This is a genomic window from Enterobacter cloacae complex sp. HYC080_NIDB, assembly GCF_056673325.1.
Map to the genome: position 1 here is coordinate 1,272,617 of NZ_CP114212.1, position 15,822 is coordinate 1,288,438.

At 55.3% G+C, this 15,822-nt stretch carries 15 protein-coding genes; 8 read left to right on the forward strand and 7 right to left on the reverse strand.

What is annotated here, in order from left to right:
• Positions 1–72: 72 nt before the first annotated feature.
• Both bcp and O1723_RS06045 read right to left on the reverse strand, forming a co-directional pair.
• Positions 73–543, reverse strand: coding sequence for a thioredoxin-dependent thiol peroxidase (bcp, locus tag O1723_RS06040; RefSeq protein ID WP_014884768.1), 471 nt, complete (start codon positions 541–543; stop codon positions 73–75).
• Positions 543–1,112 (reverse strand): glycine cleavage system transcriptional repressor, encoded by a 570-nt coding sequence (locus tag O1723_RS06045; protein ID WP_014884767.1) that lies wholly within the window; start codon positions 1,110–1,112, stop codon positions 543–545. Before O1723_RS06045 ends, bcp begins: the two co-directional genes overlap by 1 nt.
• A gap of 145 nt (positions 1,113–1,257) precedes the next feature.
• On the opposite strand from O1723_RS06045, the gene dapA reads away from it, so the two are divergent.
• The 6 genes from dapA (at position 1,258) to ypfH (ending at position 7,709) form a co-directional block, all read left to right on the forward strand.
• A complete protein-coding gene (gene dapA, locus O1723_RS06050; protein WP_014884766.1) occupies positions 1,258–2,136 on the forward strand; it encodes a 4-hydroxy-tetrahydrodipicolinate synthase in 879 nt (292 codons plus the stop codon).
• Positions 2,137–2,152: 16 nt separating this feature from the next.
• Entirely contained in the window at positions 2,153–3,187 is a 1,035-nt protein-coding gene (gene bamC / locus O1723_RS06055) for an outer membrane protein assembly factor BamC (protein WP_014884765.1), read from the forward strand.
• A gap of 109 nt (positions 3,188–3,296) precedes the next feature.
• Positions 3,297–4,010, forward strand: coding sequence for a phosphoribosylaminoimidazolesuccinocarboxamide synthase (purC, locus tag O1723_RS06060; protein ID WP_008501631.1), 714 nt, complete (start codon positions 3,297–3,299; stop codon positions 4,008–4,010).
• Between the two features lie 120 nt (positions 4,011–4,130).
• Positions 4,131–5,000 carry a KPN_02809 family neutral zinc metallopeptidase gene (ypfJ, locus tag O1723_RS06065; protein WP_014884764.1) on the forward strand — a complete coding sequence of 290 codons (870 nt, stop codon included), beginning with the start codon at positions 4,131–4,133 and terminating at the stop codon, positions 4,998–5,000.
• Positions 5,000–6,940 carry a tRNA(Met) cytidine acetyltransferase TmcA gene (locus O1723_RS06070; protein ID WP_023337585.1) on the forward strand — a complete coding sequence of 647 codons (1,941 nt, stop codon included), beginning with the start codon at positions 5,000–5,002 and terminating at the stop codon, positions 6,938–6,940. The genes ypfJ and O1723_RS06070 overlap by 1 nt, the downstream gene beginning before the upstream one ends.
• Positions 6,941–7,013: 73 nt before the next feature.
• Complete coding sequence (ypfH, locus tag O1723_RS06075) at positions 7,014–7,709, forward strand: esterase (protein ID WP_014884762.1); 696 nt, start codon at positions 7,014–7,016, stop codon at positions 7,707–7,709.
• Between the two features lie 76 nt (positions 7,710–7,785).
• Here ypfH and O1723_RS06080 read toward each other — a convergent pair whose 3' ends face one another.
• From O1723_RS06080 to O1723_RS06090, 3 genes are read right to left on the reverse strand one after another with little or no spacing between them, the layout of a single operon-like run.
• Positions 7,786–7,983 (reverse strand): YpfN family protein, encoded by a 198-nt coding sequence (locus tag O1723_RS06080; RefSeq protein WP_014171111.1) that lies wholly within the window; start codon positions 7,981–7,983, stop codon positions 7,786–7,788.
• A 24-nt stretch (positions 7,984–8,007) separates the two neighbouring features.
• Entirely contained in the window at positions 8,008–9,135 is a 1,128-nt protein-coding gene (dapE, locus tag O1723_RS06085; RefSeq protein WP_014884761.1) for a succinyl-diaminopimelate desuccinylase, read from the reverse strand.
• A gap of 3 nt (positions 9,136–9,138) precedes the next feature.
• Complete coding sequence (locus O1723_RS06090) at positions 9,139–9,495, reverse strand: ArsC family reductase (RefSeq protein WP_014884760.1); 357 nt, start codon at positions 9,493–9,495, stop codon at positions 9,139–9,141.
• 387 nt (positions 9,496–9,882) lie between these two features.
• Between O1723_RS06090 and ypfM the strand changes: the two genes are divergently transcribed.
• Positions 9,883–9,942, forward strand: a complete 60-nt coding sequence (gene ypfM, locus O1723_RS06095) for a protein YpfM (RefSeq protein WP_015572204.1) — start codon at positions 9,883–9,885, stop codon at positions 9,940–9,942.
• A gap of 108 nt (positions 9,943–10,050) precedes the next feature.
• Here the strand turns inward: ypfM and acrD are convergent, their stop codons facing one another.
• The gene (gene acrD / locus O1723_RS06100) at positions 10,051–13,164 is read right to left on the reverse strand and encodes a multidrug efflux RND transporter permease AcrD (RefSeq protein ID WP_479983866.1); all 3,114 of its coding nucleotides are present in this window, start codon (positions 13,162–13,164) and stop codon (positions 10,051–10,053) included.
• Positions 13,165–13,306: 142 nt separating this feature from the next.
• Positions 13,307–15,001 carry a nitrate/nitrite two-component system sensor histidine kinase NarQ gene (gene narQ / locus O1723_RS06105; protein WP_023337584.1) on the reverse strand — a complete coding sequence of 565 codons (1,695 nt, stop codon included), beginning with the start codon at positions 14,999–15,001 and terminating at the stop codon, positions 13,307–13,309.
• Between the two features lie 220 nt (positions 15,002–15,221).
• Between narQ and nudK the strand changes: the two genes are divergently transcribed.
• Positions 15,222–15,812: a GDP-mannose pyrophosphatase NudK gene (gene nudK, locus O1723_RS06110; protein ID WP_023337583.1), complete on the forward strand. Its 591-nt coding sequence runs from the start codon at positions 15,222–15,224 to the stop codon at positions 15,810–15,812.
• The last annotated feature ends 10 nt before the right edge of the window (positions 15,813–15,822 follow it).

Here is a 15,822-nt window from a genome sequence, read left to right on the forward strand (position 1 = left end):
ACCCCAACCCTCTCCCACGGGAGAGGGAGCAAACATTAAAAAAGGCAACTGACGTTGCCTTTTTGCTGTTGATCAGGCGTTTGCTTTCAGCCAGTTCAACACCACGTCGTGGTGATTACTGGTTTTGAAGTCGTCAAACACATGTTCAACTTTACCGTCAGCGTCAATCAGGAAGCTGATGCGGTGAATGCCGTCATAGGTTTTACCCATAAACGTTTTCTCACCCCAGACGCCAAACTGCTCGCAAACCTGGTGGTCTTCGTCGGAAAGGAGCGTGAAGTTCAGCAGCTCTTTTTCCGCAAATCGTGACAGCTTTTCTGGTTTATCGGTGCTGATACCCAGCACTTCCACACCGACTTTTTTCAAGTCGTCCATGTTATCGCGTAAGCCGCAGGCCTGTACGGTGCAGCCGGGGGTCATGGCTTTCGGGTAGAAATAGACCAGAACACGCTGTCCCTGGAAGTCGGTCAAATTTACTTGCTCACCGTCTTGATCCGGTAAGCTAAATTTCGGTGCGATGTCACCGGCTTTCAGTGGATTCATTACTCAACTCCATCCTGTTCGTGCTGCGAATAATTGACGACGCTTATACTGCCCTGCGCGTTTAATTCTGTACAGAGGGCTTTGAACGCTTGCTCGATATTTGACGCATCCTGTGAGGCAGGGCTGTGTGCAGTGATTTGAATAAAGAGCGTGGGAACGGTGCTCTCGTCGCCCGGTTGCGTGCGGGAAACGAGCTCGGCAATGTTCATCTGATGGCTGTCGAACAGCGCGGTAAAACGCTCGATCAGATGCGGGGAATCAGTGACTTCAACCTGCACCCAGACGGTAGCGGGCATGGCCGGGCGCGGGCGCGCGGTAGTGCGTTTCATCACGATCAGCAAATCCAGCTCCGCGCCTTTCAGCGGCAGGGTGGATTCAATAAGGGTAATGGCATTCCATGTTCCGGACAGCAGCATGATAAACGTGAACTCTTCGCCGAGCATTGCCAGACGGCTGTCTTCGATATTACAGCCGCAGCTGCTCACGTGACGGGTGATGGTGTTCACGATACCCGGCCTGTCGGCACCCAGCGCAGTGATAACCAGGTAATGTTGTGATGAGGTTGTCAAACCTGTTCTTCCTTTGCATGGTTAAGTCTTCCTAAGGAAAGCATAAAAAAAACATGCATACAACCGCCTGAGGGCCTCAGGTCGCTTGCTTTTATTACAGTTCCAAACGTACCATTGAGGCTCTTGTTCGCACAGAGGATGGCTCATGTTCACGGGAAGTATTGTCGCGCTTGTAACACCGATGGATGAAAAAGGTAACGTCTGCCGGTCTAGCATGAAGAAGCTGATTGATTACCATGTCGCCAATGGAACCTCGGCGATCGTTTCGGTAGGGACTACCGGTGAATCTGCAACGCTGAGCCACGAAGAGCATGGCGATGTGGTTATGCTGACCCTGGAGCTGGCTGACGGACGTATTCCGGTCATCGCGGGGACAGGCGCTAATGCAACCGCAGAAGCGATCAGCCTGACCAAACGTTTTAATGACAGCGGCATCGTTGGCTGTCTGACGGTGACCCCTTATTACAACCGTCCTACCCAGGAAGGTTTGTTCCAGCACTTCAAAGCCATCGCTGAACATACTGACTTGCCACAAATTCTGTATAATGTGCCGTCCCGTACTGGCTGCGATATGCTGCCGGAAACCGTTGGTCGTCTCTCGGAAGTAAAAAATATTATCGGTATTAAAGAGGCGACAGGGAACTTAAGCCGCGTTCATCAGATCAAAGAGCTGGTTTCAGACGACTTTATCCTGTTGAGTGGTGATGATGCGACCGCGCTGGACTTTATGCAGCTCGGTGGTCATGGCGTGATCTCCGTAACGTCAAACGTTGCGGCGCGCGATATGGCTGAAATGTGCAAACTGGCCGCAGCCGGTCACTTTGATGAGGCACGCGTCATTAACCAGCGCCTGATGCCGCTGCACAATAAATTATTTGTCGAACCCAATCCGATCCCCGTGAAATGGGCGTGTAAGGAGTTGGGACTTGTAGCATCCGATACGCTGCGTTTGCCAATGACACCGATTACCGACCACGGTCGCGACATCGTCAGGGCAGCGCTGAAGCATGCCGGTTTGCTGTAAAGTTTAGGGAGATTTGATGGCTTATTCAGTACAGAAGTCGCGCCTGGCGAAGGTTGCGAGTGTTTCGCTTGTTATGCTGCTCGCTGCCTGTAGTTCAGACTCGCGCTACAAGCGCCAGGTGAGCGGTGATGAATCCTATCTGGATGCGACCCCGCTTGCTGAACTTCATGCACCGGCTGGTATGATCCTGCCGATTCAGAACGGCGATTATAATATCCCCGTCACCAATGGCAGTGGCCTGGTGGGTAAAGCGCTTGATATTCGTCCACCCGCTCAGCCTCTGGCGCTGGTCAGCGGAGCGCGTACCCAGTTCACCGGTGATACGGCGTCTCTGCTGGTTGAAAGCGCGCGCGGAAGCAATCTGTGGCCACAGGTGGTGAGCGTTATTCAGGCGAAGAACTACACCATTGATAAACGCGATGACGCCAGCCAGACCTTAACCACCGACTGGATCGAGTGGAACCGCCTGGATGAAGATCAGCAGTACCGTGGACGTTATCAAGTCTCCGTTAAACCACAGGGTTATCAGCAGGCGGTTAACGTTAAGCTGTTAAACCTGGAGCAGGCGGGCAAACCGGTTGCGGATGCCGCCTCCCTGCAGCGTTACAGCACTGAAATGCTGAACGTGATTGCCGCGGGTCTGGATAAGACTGCCACTGATGCCGCAAATGCGGCGCAGAGCCGTAACGGCGTCACCTTCGACGTTCAGAGCGGTGCGGACGATACCGGCCTGCCAATGCTGGTGGTGCGTGCACCGTTTAACCAGACCTGGCAGCGTCTGCCAGCGACGCTGGAAAAAGTGGGCATGAAAGTGACCGACAGCACCCGTTCAACCGGTAGCATGACGGCAACCTATAAGCCACTGTCCGACAGTGCATGGCTGGAGCTGGGCGCCAAAGATCCTCAGCTTGCCTCCGGTGATTACAAGATTCAGGTAGGCGACCTTGATAACCGCAGTAGTCTGCAGTTTATCGATCCAAAAGGTCACACGCTGACCCAGTCGCAGAACGATGCGCTGGTCGCTGTCTTCCAGGCAGCATTCAGCAAATAAATACGAGGGCGGGTTAATCCCGCCCTTTTTATTTTCGTGCCACGCAAACGTGTGCGTGGCATAATATGCCCAGTTTTGAACACAAATCATCACACCAGGAGTAATGAAGATGCAGAAGCAAGCTGAGTTGTATCGTGGCAAAGCGAAGACCGTATACAGCACGGAAAACCCGGATCTGTTGGTGCTCGAGTTCCGCAATGATACGTCAGCAGGGGATGGCGCGCGCATTGAGCAGTTCGATCGTAAAGGCATGGTGAACAACAAGTTTAACCACTTCATTATGACCAAACTGGCCGAAGCGGGTATCCCGACTCAGATGGAAGCGTTGCTGTCCGATACGGAATGTCTGGTGAAAAAACTGGATATGGTTCCGGTTGAGTGCGTTATTCGTAACCGTGCAGCAGGCTCCCTGGTGAAGCGTCTGGGTATTGAAGAAGGTATCGAACTGAATCCACCGCTGTTCGACCTGTTCCTGAAAAACGATGCCATGCACGATCCGATGGTCAATGATTCCTACTGCGAAACCTTCGGCTGGGTCAATAAAGAGAACCTGGCGCGCATGAAAGAGCTGACCTACAAAGCCAACGACGTGCTGAAAAAGCTGTTTGACGATGCGGGCCTGATCCTCGTCGACTTCAAGCTGGAGTTCGGTCTGTTCAAAGGCGAAGTGGTGCTGGGTGATGAGTTCTCCCCGGACGGTAGCCGCCTGTGGGACAAAGAAACCCTGGATAAAATGGACAAAGACCGTTTCCGTCAGAGCCTGGGTGGCCTGATTGAAGCCTATGAAGCGGTTGCTCACCGTTTAGGCGTTAAGCTCGACTAACTCCCTCACTTGCCAAAGGATGTTTTCATCCTTTGGCGTCTTACCTTTGTTTCCTATGGTAATCTTGCCGTTAACCGCCTACGATCATAGCTATTATTAATGGAATAGTTCGAGGTGGTTATGCGCTGGCAAGGGCGTCGTGAAAGTGACAATGTAGAAGACAGGCGCAGTGATGGCGGCGGCGGTCCTTCAATGGGGGGACCCGGCTTTCGGCTACCCAGCGGCAAGGGCGGTATCATCCTGCTGATTGTGGTGCTGGTCGCTGGCTATTACGGGGTCGACCTCACCGGTTTGATGACCGGTCAGCCGCTGCAACAGCAACCACAGTCTCCGCGCTCCATCAGCCCGAACGAAGATGAAGCGGCCAAATTTACCTCCGTTATTCTCGCGACCACTGAAGATACATGGGGTCAGCAGTTCGAGAAGATGGGGCGCACCTATCAGCAGCCGAAACTGGTGATGTACCGGGGCGCAACCCGTACCGGATGTGGTACCGGTCAATCTGTGATGGGGCCGTTCTACTGCCCGGCAGATGGCACCGTCTATATCGATCTCTCTTTTTACGATGACATGAAACGCAAGCTTGGCGCTGACGGTGATTTTGCCCAGGGCTACGTGATCGCGCATGAAGTCGGGCACCATGTGCAGAAGCTGCTGGGCATTGAGCCAAAAGTGCGTCAGCTACAGCAAAATGCGTCTCAGGCTGAAGTGAATCGTCTTTCCGTCAAGATGGAACTGCAGGCGGACTGCTTCGCAGGCGTCTGGGGGCACAGCATGCAGCAGCAGGGCGTACTGGAATCCGGCGATCTTGAAGAGGCATTAAACGCGGCGCAGGCCATCGGCGATGACCGTCTTCAGCAGCAAAGCCAGGGACGCGTCGTGCCGGACAGCTTCACTCACGGTACGTCGCAACAGCGTTACAGCTGGTTTAAACGCGGTTTTGACAGCGGTGATCCTGCCCAGTGTAATACCTTCGGCAAAGCCATGTGATGGTGTCGTTTGCACATCTGATACGCGAGCTTGAGCGAACCGGGCACCGCCGTCTGGTGGTGCTCACGGGCGATGAGCCGTGGACTCTGAGCCAGGCCACCGCCCTGCGTGATGCTTTACCGGGAGACTGGCTGTGGCTGAATGAAAACCCGTCTAAAGCCATCAGCGGACTGTTGGGACGCGAATACCTGCATGCTGTGTTTGACGCGCATGCCGGGTTTGACGTCTCCGCCTTCGCCGCACTCAGCGGAACGTTGCGCGCCGGGAGCCTCCTCGTACTGCGAGTACCACCGTTCTCTGGCTGGGCCGACAGGCCAGACAGCGATTCTGTGCGCTGGTGTGACAGCGCAGAGCCGATCGCTACCCCGCACTTTGTTCACCATTTTTGCCGGAAGCTTGCCGCCGATACGGATGCGATCGTCTGGCAACAGCATCATCCCCTGACGCTTCCCGCTGCGCCAGATTTACCCGCCTGGCAGCCCGCCAGCGGTGAGCCGCAGCGTGAGCAGGCGGCGATCCTCGACGCGCTTTTGGTCATGCCTGCGGGCATCGCTGCCGTGACGGCACCTCGCGGACGCGGAAAGTCAGCGCTGGCGGGGATGCTGCTGGGCAGCATCCAGGGGAGTGCGGTGGTGACGGCCCCGGCGAAAGGCGCAGCAGATGTCATCGCGCGTTTCGCGGGCGAGCGTTTTCACTTTATGGCACCCGATGCACTGCTGGACTCCACACTGCAGGCCGACTGGCTGATTGTCGATGAAGCGGCAGCCATCCCAGGCCCGCTGCTGGAGAAGCTGGTGACACGCTTTCCCCGCGTATTACTGACCACTACGGTTCAGGGTTACGAAGGGACGGGCAGGGGATTTCTGCTGAAGTTCTGCGCCCGGTTCAGTGGGCTGCAGCGTTATACCTTATCCACCCCCATTCGCTGGGCGGCCGGATGTCCGCTTGAACGGATCGTGGCGAATACGCTGCTGTTTGACGATGCGCTTATCGACCACAAACCGGAAGGTGAGGTGTCTGTAAGGTCTCTGGAGCCACAAGAGTGGGAGAGCGACCCGGCACGAGTGGCAAGCGTTTATGAACTGCTCTGTGCTGCCCACTACCGGACCTCACCGCTCGATTTACGCCGGATGATGGACGCCCCCGGCCAGCACTTTGCGGTTGCGGGGTCTGATATTGCGGGCGCGCTCTGGCTGGTGGACGAGGGCGGATTGTCCCCCGAACTCAGCCGGGCGGTGTGGGCTGGCTCTCGTCGTCCACGCGGGAACCTTGTGGCGCAGTCGCTGGCGGCGCACGGCGGAACGCCTCTTGCGGCGACGCTGAAAGGCCGACGGATTAGCCGCATTGCGGTTCATCCCCGTCGTCAGCGGGAAGGCATTGGTCAGCGGCTGATCCTGAACGCCAGCGGTGAAGATTATCTCTCCGTGAGTTTTGGTTATACCGACGAGCTGTGGCGTTTCTGGCAGCGGTGCGGGTTTGTGCTGGTGCGAATGGGCAGCCATCGGGAAGCCAGCAGCGGGTGTTACACGGCGATGGCGCTGCTGCCGCAGAGCGAAGCCGGGCATCAACTGTGTACGCAGGCACATCGGCGTTTATGCCGCGATATGCGCGTCCTGTCGGCCTGGAATGGCGAAAAGATCCCGGTGACTGATGCCTGGGAAGCTACCCTTAATAGTGACGACTGGCTGGAGCTGGCGGGGTTTGCTTTTGCGCACCGGGCGTTTTCAACCTCGGTAGCCGCGCTGACGCGGTTGCTGTTAGCCACAGATATGTCGCTTCCGGCGCTGCGCGGGAAAATCGAGGGGAGAAGCGAAGCGGTCGGGCGAAAAGCGTTACTGGCAAAGCTTCGCGAAGAAACCGCGCAAGCGCTTGAGAACCTTGATTATTCGCGCTGCCAGCAGTTGAAAGCAGACATTTTGCAATGGCAATTTTTTCAATGACTTCTTCAGTAAAGTGGCATGGTCATTACCCCGCAGAGGCGTAAAATCCTGCTCATCAATTAAGGAGACCGCCATGAAACACGACCATTTTGTTGTTCAAAGCCCTGACAAACCGGCTAAACAGTTACTGCTTCTGTTTCATGGTGTTGGCGATAATGCCGTCAATATGGGGCAGATTGGTAGCTGGTTTGCGCCTGTTTTCCCTGAAGCATTGATTGTCAGCATCGGCGGCGTAGAACCGTGTGGTCCGAACGGACGACAGTGGTTCCCGGTTCAGGGCGTGACGGAGGAGAACCGTCAGGCGCGCATTGATGCCATCATGCCCACGTTTATCGACATCGTACGCTACTGGCAGCAGCAGAGCGGCGTGGGTGCTGACGCGACCGCGCTGATTGGCTTCTCGCAGGGATCTATCATGTCCCTGGAAAGTGTGAAAGCGCAGCCGGGTCTGGTTTCACGGGTGATCGCGTTTAACGGCCGCTTTGCGACGCTGCCGACGAGTGCGACCACGCAGACCACGATCCATCTGATCCACGGTGGTGAAGACCGGGTCATTGAGCTTTCACATGCGGTTGCCGCTCAGGAAGCATTGATTCGTGAAGGTGGGGATGTGACGCTGGATATCGTTGACGATCTGGGCCATGCGATTGACGACCGCAGCATGCAATTCGCGCTCGATCATCTGCGTTATACCGTACCGAAGCACTACTTTGATGAAGCGCTCAGCGGCGGCAAGCCGAATGACGATAATATTGTTGAGTTTATGTAGGCACTTTCCCCCTCATCCCAGCCCCTCTCCCCACAGGGGCGAGGGCGAGGGTTAGGGGGAGGGGTGAGATTAACAATTACTTCTTCTGGTCTTTCTTCGGCCAGTCGTCGTCATCGTCCCACTTGTCGTTAAAATCGCGGTGTGGCGGGAGATCCGGCTTGTTCGCAAGAAACTTTTTGTGGTCAACGCGCTTAAGGTCTTTAATCACGTTGAGCAGTACGCCGACCAGAAACACCAGCACCAGAATCCACCAGTACTTTGAAAGCCAATCCATTCGCTATTCCTCTCAGAGCATTCGTCAGGCGACGAGTTGCTCCATAATACGTTGATACATACGAGCCAGCAGTTGCAAATCTGCCGCATTAACACACTCATTTATTTTATGAATGGTTGCGTTTACCGGCCCCAGTTCGACAACCTGAGCTCCCATACGGGCAATAAAGCGTCCGTCTGAAGTGCCACCCGTCGTCAGCAGTTGTGGCTTAATTTCATTATAGTGCTCGATGGCGTTCACTACCGCATCAACCAGTTTGCCGCGCTGCGTCAGGAACGGCTGGCCGGAAAGCCACCAGTCCACGGTGTAGCGCAGGTGATATTTTTCCAGCAGCGCGACAACGCGCGCTTTGATCATCTCATCGGTCAGTTCGGTACTGAAGCGGAAGTTGAACTGGACGAAGAAGTCCCCCGGGATTACGTTGTTGCTGCCGGTCCCGGCCTTGACGTTAGCAATCTGCATGCTGGTCGGGGGGAAGAACTCGTTACCTTTATCCCACTCAATCGCCACCAGTTCGCTCAGCATTGGCGCAGCGCGATGAACGGGGTTATCGGCCAGATGTGGATAAGCAACGTGTCCCTGAACGCCGTGAATGGTCAGGTTACAGGTCAGTGAGCCACGGCGACCGTTTTTCACGACATCGCCCACCACTTCGGTACTGGACGGCTCGCCGACCAGACAGTAGTCGAGACGCTCGTTGCGCGCCATCAGCGCTTCAACCACCTTCACGGTACCGTTATGGGCACTGGCTTCTTCGTCGGAGGTGACCAAAAACGCGAGACGGTTTTTGTGGTTCGGATGCTGAGCCACAAAGCGTTCAGCCGCGACCACCATCGCCGCCAGCGAGCCTTTCATGTCTGCCGCGCCGCGGCCAAAGAGCATGCCATCGCGGATGGTCGGTTCAAACGGCGGGTTAATCCAGCGATCTGCGTCACCTGCGGGAACGACGTCAGTATGCCCGGCAAACGCCAGCGTTTCACCCTGGCCGCGCCACGCCCAGAAGTTCTGAGTATCGCCAAAATCCATGCGTTCAACGGTAAAACCGATGGCACGCAGGCGCTCAATCATTAATGCCTGACAACCTGCGTCGTCCGGGCTAAGGGAAGGACGGCGAATAAGCTGTTGAGTCAGCTCAATGACCGGGCATGACATACACTACACCTCAACGAAAAAGTCAGAATAAAGGGTTTCACTGAAACCCAGCAGCATAGGCTGACCTGGCTTGCAGAGCAATGGGCGTTTGATAATTGCCGGCATTTCACGCATCAGTTTTGCCGCGCTGTCGGCATCAACGATGCTGGCGCGCAGGGATTCGTCCAGTTTACGCCAGGTGGTACCGCGAGTGTTAAGTAGTGCCTCCCAGCCTAGTTCATTGATGGCGTTATGCAGAAAATCTGCATCAAGCCCATCGGCACGGTAATCGTGGAAGCGGTACTCGATGTGGTTCGCTTCCAGCCAGCGGCGGGCTTTTTTGATGGTGTCGCAATTTTTAATGCCGTACATCACAACCATGGTGAATCCTTTTGTCCTTATGACCATTAAATGTTCAATAAATTCGAAGATATATCCTTAAGCAGAATATAACACATTCAGGAATACTCTGGATTTACACGTCTGCTTAATTCAACGCACATCTGTACGCTGAATATTCTTTCATCATTTAAGCATAGATGTCCACCGGGTATAAATTGCTAACAAACTCAGCGGGTAAAATAAAGCTCACCCGTTCGTAGGGTTATTTCAAAATATTGCTGGCCGTCACACAAAATTTAAGATTCTCCATTCATATTTATCATAAATCCCCAACGGTGGCGGGGTACAATCACAGCAATTGGTTAAATAGTCTTCACAATGATGATACGTTTTCGTAGAATGCGCATAATAATAAGAGAGGTTGTTATGATTGAACGTGAACTGGGGAACTGGAAAGATTTTATCGAAGGCATGCTTCGTAAATGACATTCAGTAAGAATTGCAAGAGCACTTAAATAAGTAAAATAATCATAGTGTGAATTAATCACACAATAAAAAGGCGGCTGATAAAGCCGCCTTTTTTATGGCTGAATGTTATTCCTGCCGCTCTCTGAGCGGGAAGCGACGACGCACCAGCACAAAGAACAGCGGCACGAAATAAATGGCCAGGATGGTGGCCGAAATCATGCCCCCCATTACCCCGGTACCGACCGCGTGCTGGCTGCTGGAACCTGCACCCGTGCTGGTTGCCATTGGCAATACGCCAAAAATAAAGGCCAGCGAGGTCATCAGGATCGGGCGCAGTCGCTGACGGCAGGCATGTAGCGTGGCGGCCATCAGCTCGTGGCCTTTGGCATTCATCTCGTTGGCAAACTCAACGATCAGAATGGCGTTTTTCGCCGACAAGCCGATCACCGTCAGCAGCCCGACCTGGAAGTAAACATCGTTTTCCAGGCCGCGCATCCAGGTTGCCAGCAGCGCACCGATAACTCCAAGCGGCACCACCAGCATGACCGAGAACGGAACCGACCAGCTCTCATACAGCGCGGCAAGGCAGAGGAACACCACCAGTAGAGAAAGGGCATAAAGCGCGGGGGCCTGCGCGCCGGAGAGACGTTCCTGGTAAGACATGGCCGTCCATTCCAGACCAAAACCGGCGGGCAGCTGTTGCACCAGTTTTTCCATGGTGTCCATGGCCGTGCCGGTACTTACGCCCGGCGCGGCTTCCCCGACGATTTCCACCGCAGAGTAACCGTTATAGCGCTCCAGACGCGGCGAACCGCTCTCCCAGCGCGAGGTGGCAAACGCCGAGAAGGGAACCATCCCGCCGCTGTTATTGCGTACAAACCAGCGGTTAATATCATCCGGCAGCATGCGGTACGGCGCGGCGGACTGAACATACACTTTTTTCACGCGACCGCGATCCATAAAGTCGTTCACATAGCTCGAGCCCCACGCCGTTTGCAGGGTGTCGTTGATATCGTCGATGGAGACGCCCAGCGCCTGCGCCTTACGCTGGTCGATATCCACCTGAAGCTGCGGGCTGTCGTCCAGGCCGTTGTGGCGCACGCGGGTCAGGCCAGAATCATTACCTGCCAGCGCTAACAATTTGTTGCGTGCGGCCATCAGCGCATCGTGGCCCGCGCCGGCGTGATCCTGCAGCTCCATATCAAACCCGGCAGAACTCCCCAGGCCGCTGATCGCTGGCGGACTGCTCGCAAAGACGCGCGCCTCTTTAATACGGGAAAAGGCTTTAGTGGCACGTTCAATGATGGCAAATGAGGTTCCCGTTTGGGTGTCCCGTTCATTCCAGTCTTTCAGACGGACAAACATACGGGCGACGTTCTGCCCGTTCCCGCCCGGGCCGGAGCCAACGGTCGAGAAGACCGACACAACGTTATCTTTCTCGTGGGTGAAGAAGTACTGCTCTACGTTCTGGACCACTTTCAGCGTCTGCTGCTGCGTTGAGCCGCTCGGGAGCTGCACCGAGGTGATGAACATCCCCCGGTCTTCCATCGGCAGGAACGAGGTGGGCAAATGCAGAAACAGCCACACCATGCCGCCCAGCAGTACAACGTAAATCATCATCCAGCGCAGGCTGCGGTGCAGCACTTTACCGACCGCAGATTCATACCGGGCGGCATTGCGGTTGAACATCCGGTTAAACCAGCCGAAGAACCCTTTCTGACCGTGATGTTCCCCTTTGTGCAGCGGCTTGAGGAGGGTGGCGCAAAGCGCAGGGGTGAGGATCAGGGCCACCAGAACGGAGAGTACCATTGCTGAGACGATGGTTATCGAGAACTGGCGGTAAATCGCGCCGGTCGTGCCGCCGAAGAAGGCCATCGTGATAAAGACCGCCGACAACACCATCGCAATGCCGACTAACGCCCCCTGAATTTGACCCATGGATTTTCGCGTGGCCTGGCGCGGGGAAAGACCTTCTTCGCTCATGATGCGCTCGACGTTTTCGACCACCACAATGGCATCATCCACCAGCAGGCCAATTGCCAGCACCATGGCAAACATCGTCAGGGTGTTAATGCTGTACCCGAACGCGTAAAGCACCGAAAAGGTACCCAGCAGCACCACGGGGACGGCAATAGTGGGGATCAGCGTGGCGCGGAAGTTTTGCAGGAACAGATACATGACCAGGAACACCAGGGCAATCGCTTCCAGCAGGGTCTTTACCACATCCTCAATCGAGGCTTTTACGAAGGAAGTGGTTTCATAGGCGACTTTATACTCCAGCCCGTGCGGGAAATACTGCGACAGCTCATCCAGACGGTCCAGCACCAGTTTCGCCGTCGCCATTTCATTTGCGCCGGAGGCCAGCTTAATCCCAAGGCCAGAGGCCGGGTTGCCGTTAAATCGGCTCAGGTAGTCGTATTTCTCAGCACCCATTTCCACCGTCGCCACATCGCTCAGACGCACTTCTGAGCCATCCTGATTCACGCGCAGGGTAATGTTGCGGAACTGGTCCGGTGTCTGAAGCAGGGATTGCGAATTAATGGTGGCGTTCAGGGCTTGTTTATCAACGGAAGGCGTTCCTCCCAGTTGCCCCACGGCAATTTGTGCGTTCTGGGCTTTGATGGCATCCGTCACGTCGGTGGCCGTCATCTGATAGCTGTTCAGCTTGTTGGGATCGAGCCAGATACGCATGGAGTATTGTGAGCCGTAGGCGTCGATATCCCCCACGCCGTTAATACGGCTGAGCGGGTCCTGAATATTACTGGCGACGTAGTCCGCAATGTCCTGTTTATCCATTGAGCCATCGGTGGAGACAAACGCGATGGTCAAAATGTTGGTATCACCGGTTTTACGTACGGTAACGCCCTGGTTCTGCACCGCCTGGGGCAGCTTACGCATGGCCGACTGAAGCTGGTTTTGTACCTGCTGCACCGCTTCGTCCGGGTCGGTGCCCGCCTTAAAGCTCAGGGTAACCGTTGCTTGTCCCGTGGCGCTGCTTTGCGAGGACATGTACATCAGGTTATCCAGACCCGTCATGTTCTGCTCGATAACCTGCGTCACGGTGTTTTCCAGCGTTTGTGCGGAAGCGCCGGGGTAGTTTGCGGTGACACGCACATTAGGCGGTGCCAGATCGGGATATTGCTCAACAGGAAGAGAAGTAATCGCCAGGACACCTGTCAGACACAACAGGATGGCAAGCACCCAGGCAAAAATGGGGCGATCGATGAAAAAATTCGCCATGTAAAAGTGACCTCGTTTTGCTGCACGTCATTATTGTTTATTGCCCGCCTAACTTTAGCGGTAAGGCCCAGGTCAAACGTGGAGAAATAAAGGAGATAGTGTAAATTATCATGCGCTTTTCCCTGCGCTTGCCTCTTTACCGTTATTTACCCGTTAACGGCGCAGGTACCGGGAACGTCACGCAGACCAGCGTGCCGCCGTTTTGCGGTTGCGAAAAGTGCAGCATGCCTCCGAGTCGTTGTGCGCGCTCACGCATAATGTTCAGTCCGTAGTGTCCGGGCGGTTCGCTTGCCTCGCCAATCCCGATGCCGTTGTCGCGAATGCTGACGCTGTGCGTGCCATCCACCGCCGTTAAGCAGCTAACGGTAATTTCGCTGGCCTGGGCGTGCTTAATCGCATTCAGAACGGCTTCCCGGACGATCTGCAACAAATGCACCTGTTTCTGGGCGTCAAGCGCCAGGGAGGAGAGACGACAGTCGAGGTGCAGCCTGGCCTGCGTCTGGCTCTGCAGGGCATCGAGAGACTCCTGCAGCGCCGCGGGTAAATTCGCATGATTTAACGTCAGGCGGAAGGTCGTCAGCAGCTCGCGCAACTGCTGCCAGGCGTTGTTCAGCTCGCGAGAGAAGTCGGTGATGATAGTTTGCGCGGGAGCATTATCCGCTGGCACCGCGCGTTTAAGCAGGGCAAGCTGGATCCGCAGATAAGACAGCACCTGCGCCAGCGAATCGTGCAGTTCCCGGGCGATGGTGGCGCGTTCTTCCATCAGCAGCAGCTGCTGGTAATGCTTTTGCGCCTGGTTAAAGTACAGCCCGCGCCCGAGCATGGTCGCCACGCTTCTCATCAGCGGGAGGGGAACGCTGTCCGTCTCGCTTTGCCAGCGCAGCTCACCGTAAAGGGTGTCCTGCATCAGTACCGGCAGATTTTGCATCGGGATGCTGCCCGACGCGGTCCCTTCACACAGTCGCCAGTCGTCACTGGTGCGGAGTTCCAGGTAATTCATCTGAGTGTATTCATGGACAATCTGCAATATGTGCCGAAAACAATGGCTGTCTATCTGCCCCGTATTCAACGCCTGGGAGCATTTAAACAGCATGTCGAGCTGCTGGTGGGCTTCGTGCAAATGTCGTGTCTTTTCCGCCACGGAAGCTTCAAGCGACCGATAAAGGGTGTGTAGCTCCCCCGACATATGGTTGAAAGCGCGGGAAAGTTGGCCCAGCTCGTTGGGTAGGGCGGTATCCGGCGCAGGCGTCGTAAATTCTCCTCGCTCAATCCGCTCGCTGGCCGCCACCAGATTATTCAGCGGTAATACGACCTGGCGGCGGATACGCCGCAGGGTAAACAGCGTCAGCATCAGGATCCCGAGGGCGCCAGCCAGAGAGAGGAGGGTCACTGTCTGGATTTTATGTTCACTGTAATGCTGGAGGGCGAGCACAAAGGCATCAATGCGGCCGACAAAATCCTCAATATGTGCGGCATACCATGCGCTGTCACCGCGGGCGATGTGCTTATCCATTTCCAGCCAGGCAAACTGCAGTTGCTGGTAGCGCGTTTTGACATTGCCCGGAACGTACCAGCGGTTCAGATTTTGCAGGGAAGGTGCGCTTAATGTCTGCCGCCAGTTCTCACGATGCGCCATAAGGGAAGGGCTGTTACGCTGCATCTCGTAACCGAGACGATAGCTCTGCATGCGCAGTGAACCCGCAACGTTGATGGCTTCAGCGTCGCGCTGGCTGCTGGCAAGCGTCAGTAGCGCGACGCTGCTGGTCAGCACGGAGAGAACAATTATCGAAAAGAAAGCCCAGGCAAGGCTTCCGGAAACGGGTCGCTTAACGGTCACAGAACGGCTCTCTGGGAGAAATAATCAGACGTTTCGGGCAGGTGTACATTGCCTGATAACGCCGTGATGAGTAAACACTTTATTCATACGTACAGTAAGGTTATTGCGCCTGGCGCAGCTGGAAACATCATCCAGCGAGAAACGCGCCGTCTGAACCCGCGGGCGACAAAGCGAGCGTCACGGCGTAGTATAAACAGACTCATTTTGCCGTGGAGCCCGTATGTCCCTGAACATTACCGTTATCAAAGACAAAATCCTTTCTGAAAATTACTTTGTCCTGCGTAACATCACTTACGATTTAACCCGTAAGAACGGGGACGTTATTCGCCATAAACGCGAAGTCTACGACCGGGGCAATGGCGCTACCATTCTGCTGTATAACCGCGAAAAGCAAAGCGTGGTATTGATTCGTCAGTTTCGGGTGGCGACATGGGTCAATGGCAACGCGGACGGGCGTCTGATTGAAACTTGCGCCGGTCTGCTTGATGACGATGAGCCGGAAGTCTGTATTCGCAAAGAAGCCATAGAAGAAACGGGTTTTGAGGTGGGTGCGGTACAAAAAGTCTTTGAGCTTTTCATGTCTCCAGGCGGGGTGACCGAGCTGGTCCACTTCTTCGTTGCGGAATACACCGACGCTCAGCGTACTCACCGCGGCGGCGGGGTCGAGGATGAAGATATTGAAGTGCTTGAAATGCCCTTCATTCAGGCGCTGGAAATGGTGAAAAGCGGCGAGATACGCGACGGTAAAGCGGTGATCCTGCTGCAGTATCTGCAAACCAGCGGCGTGATGAACGCCGCGCAGGTCCGGTGATAAGTTATAT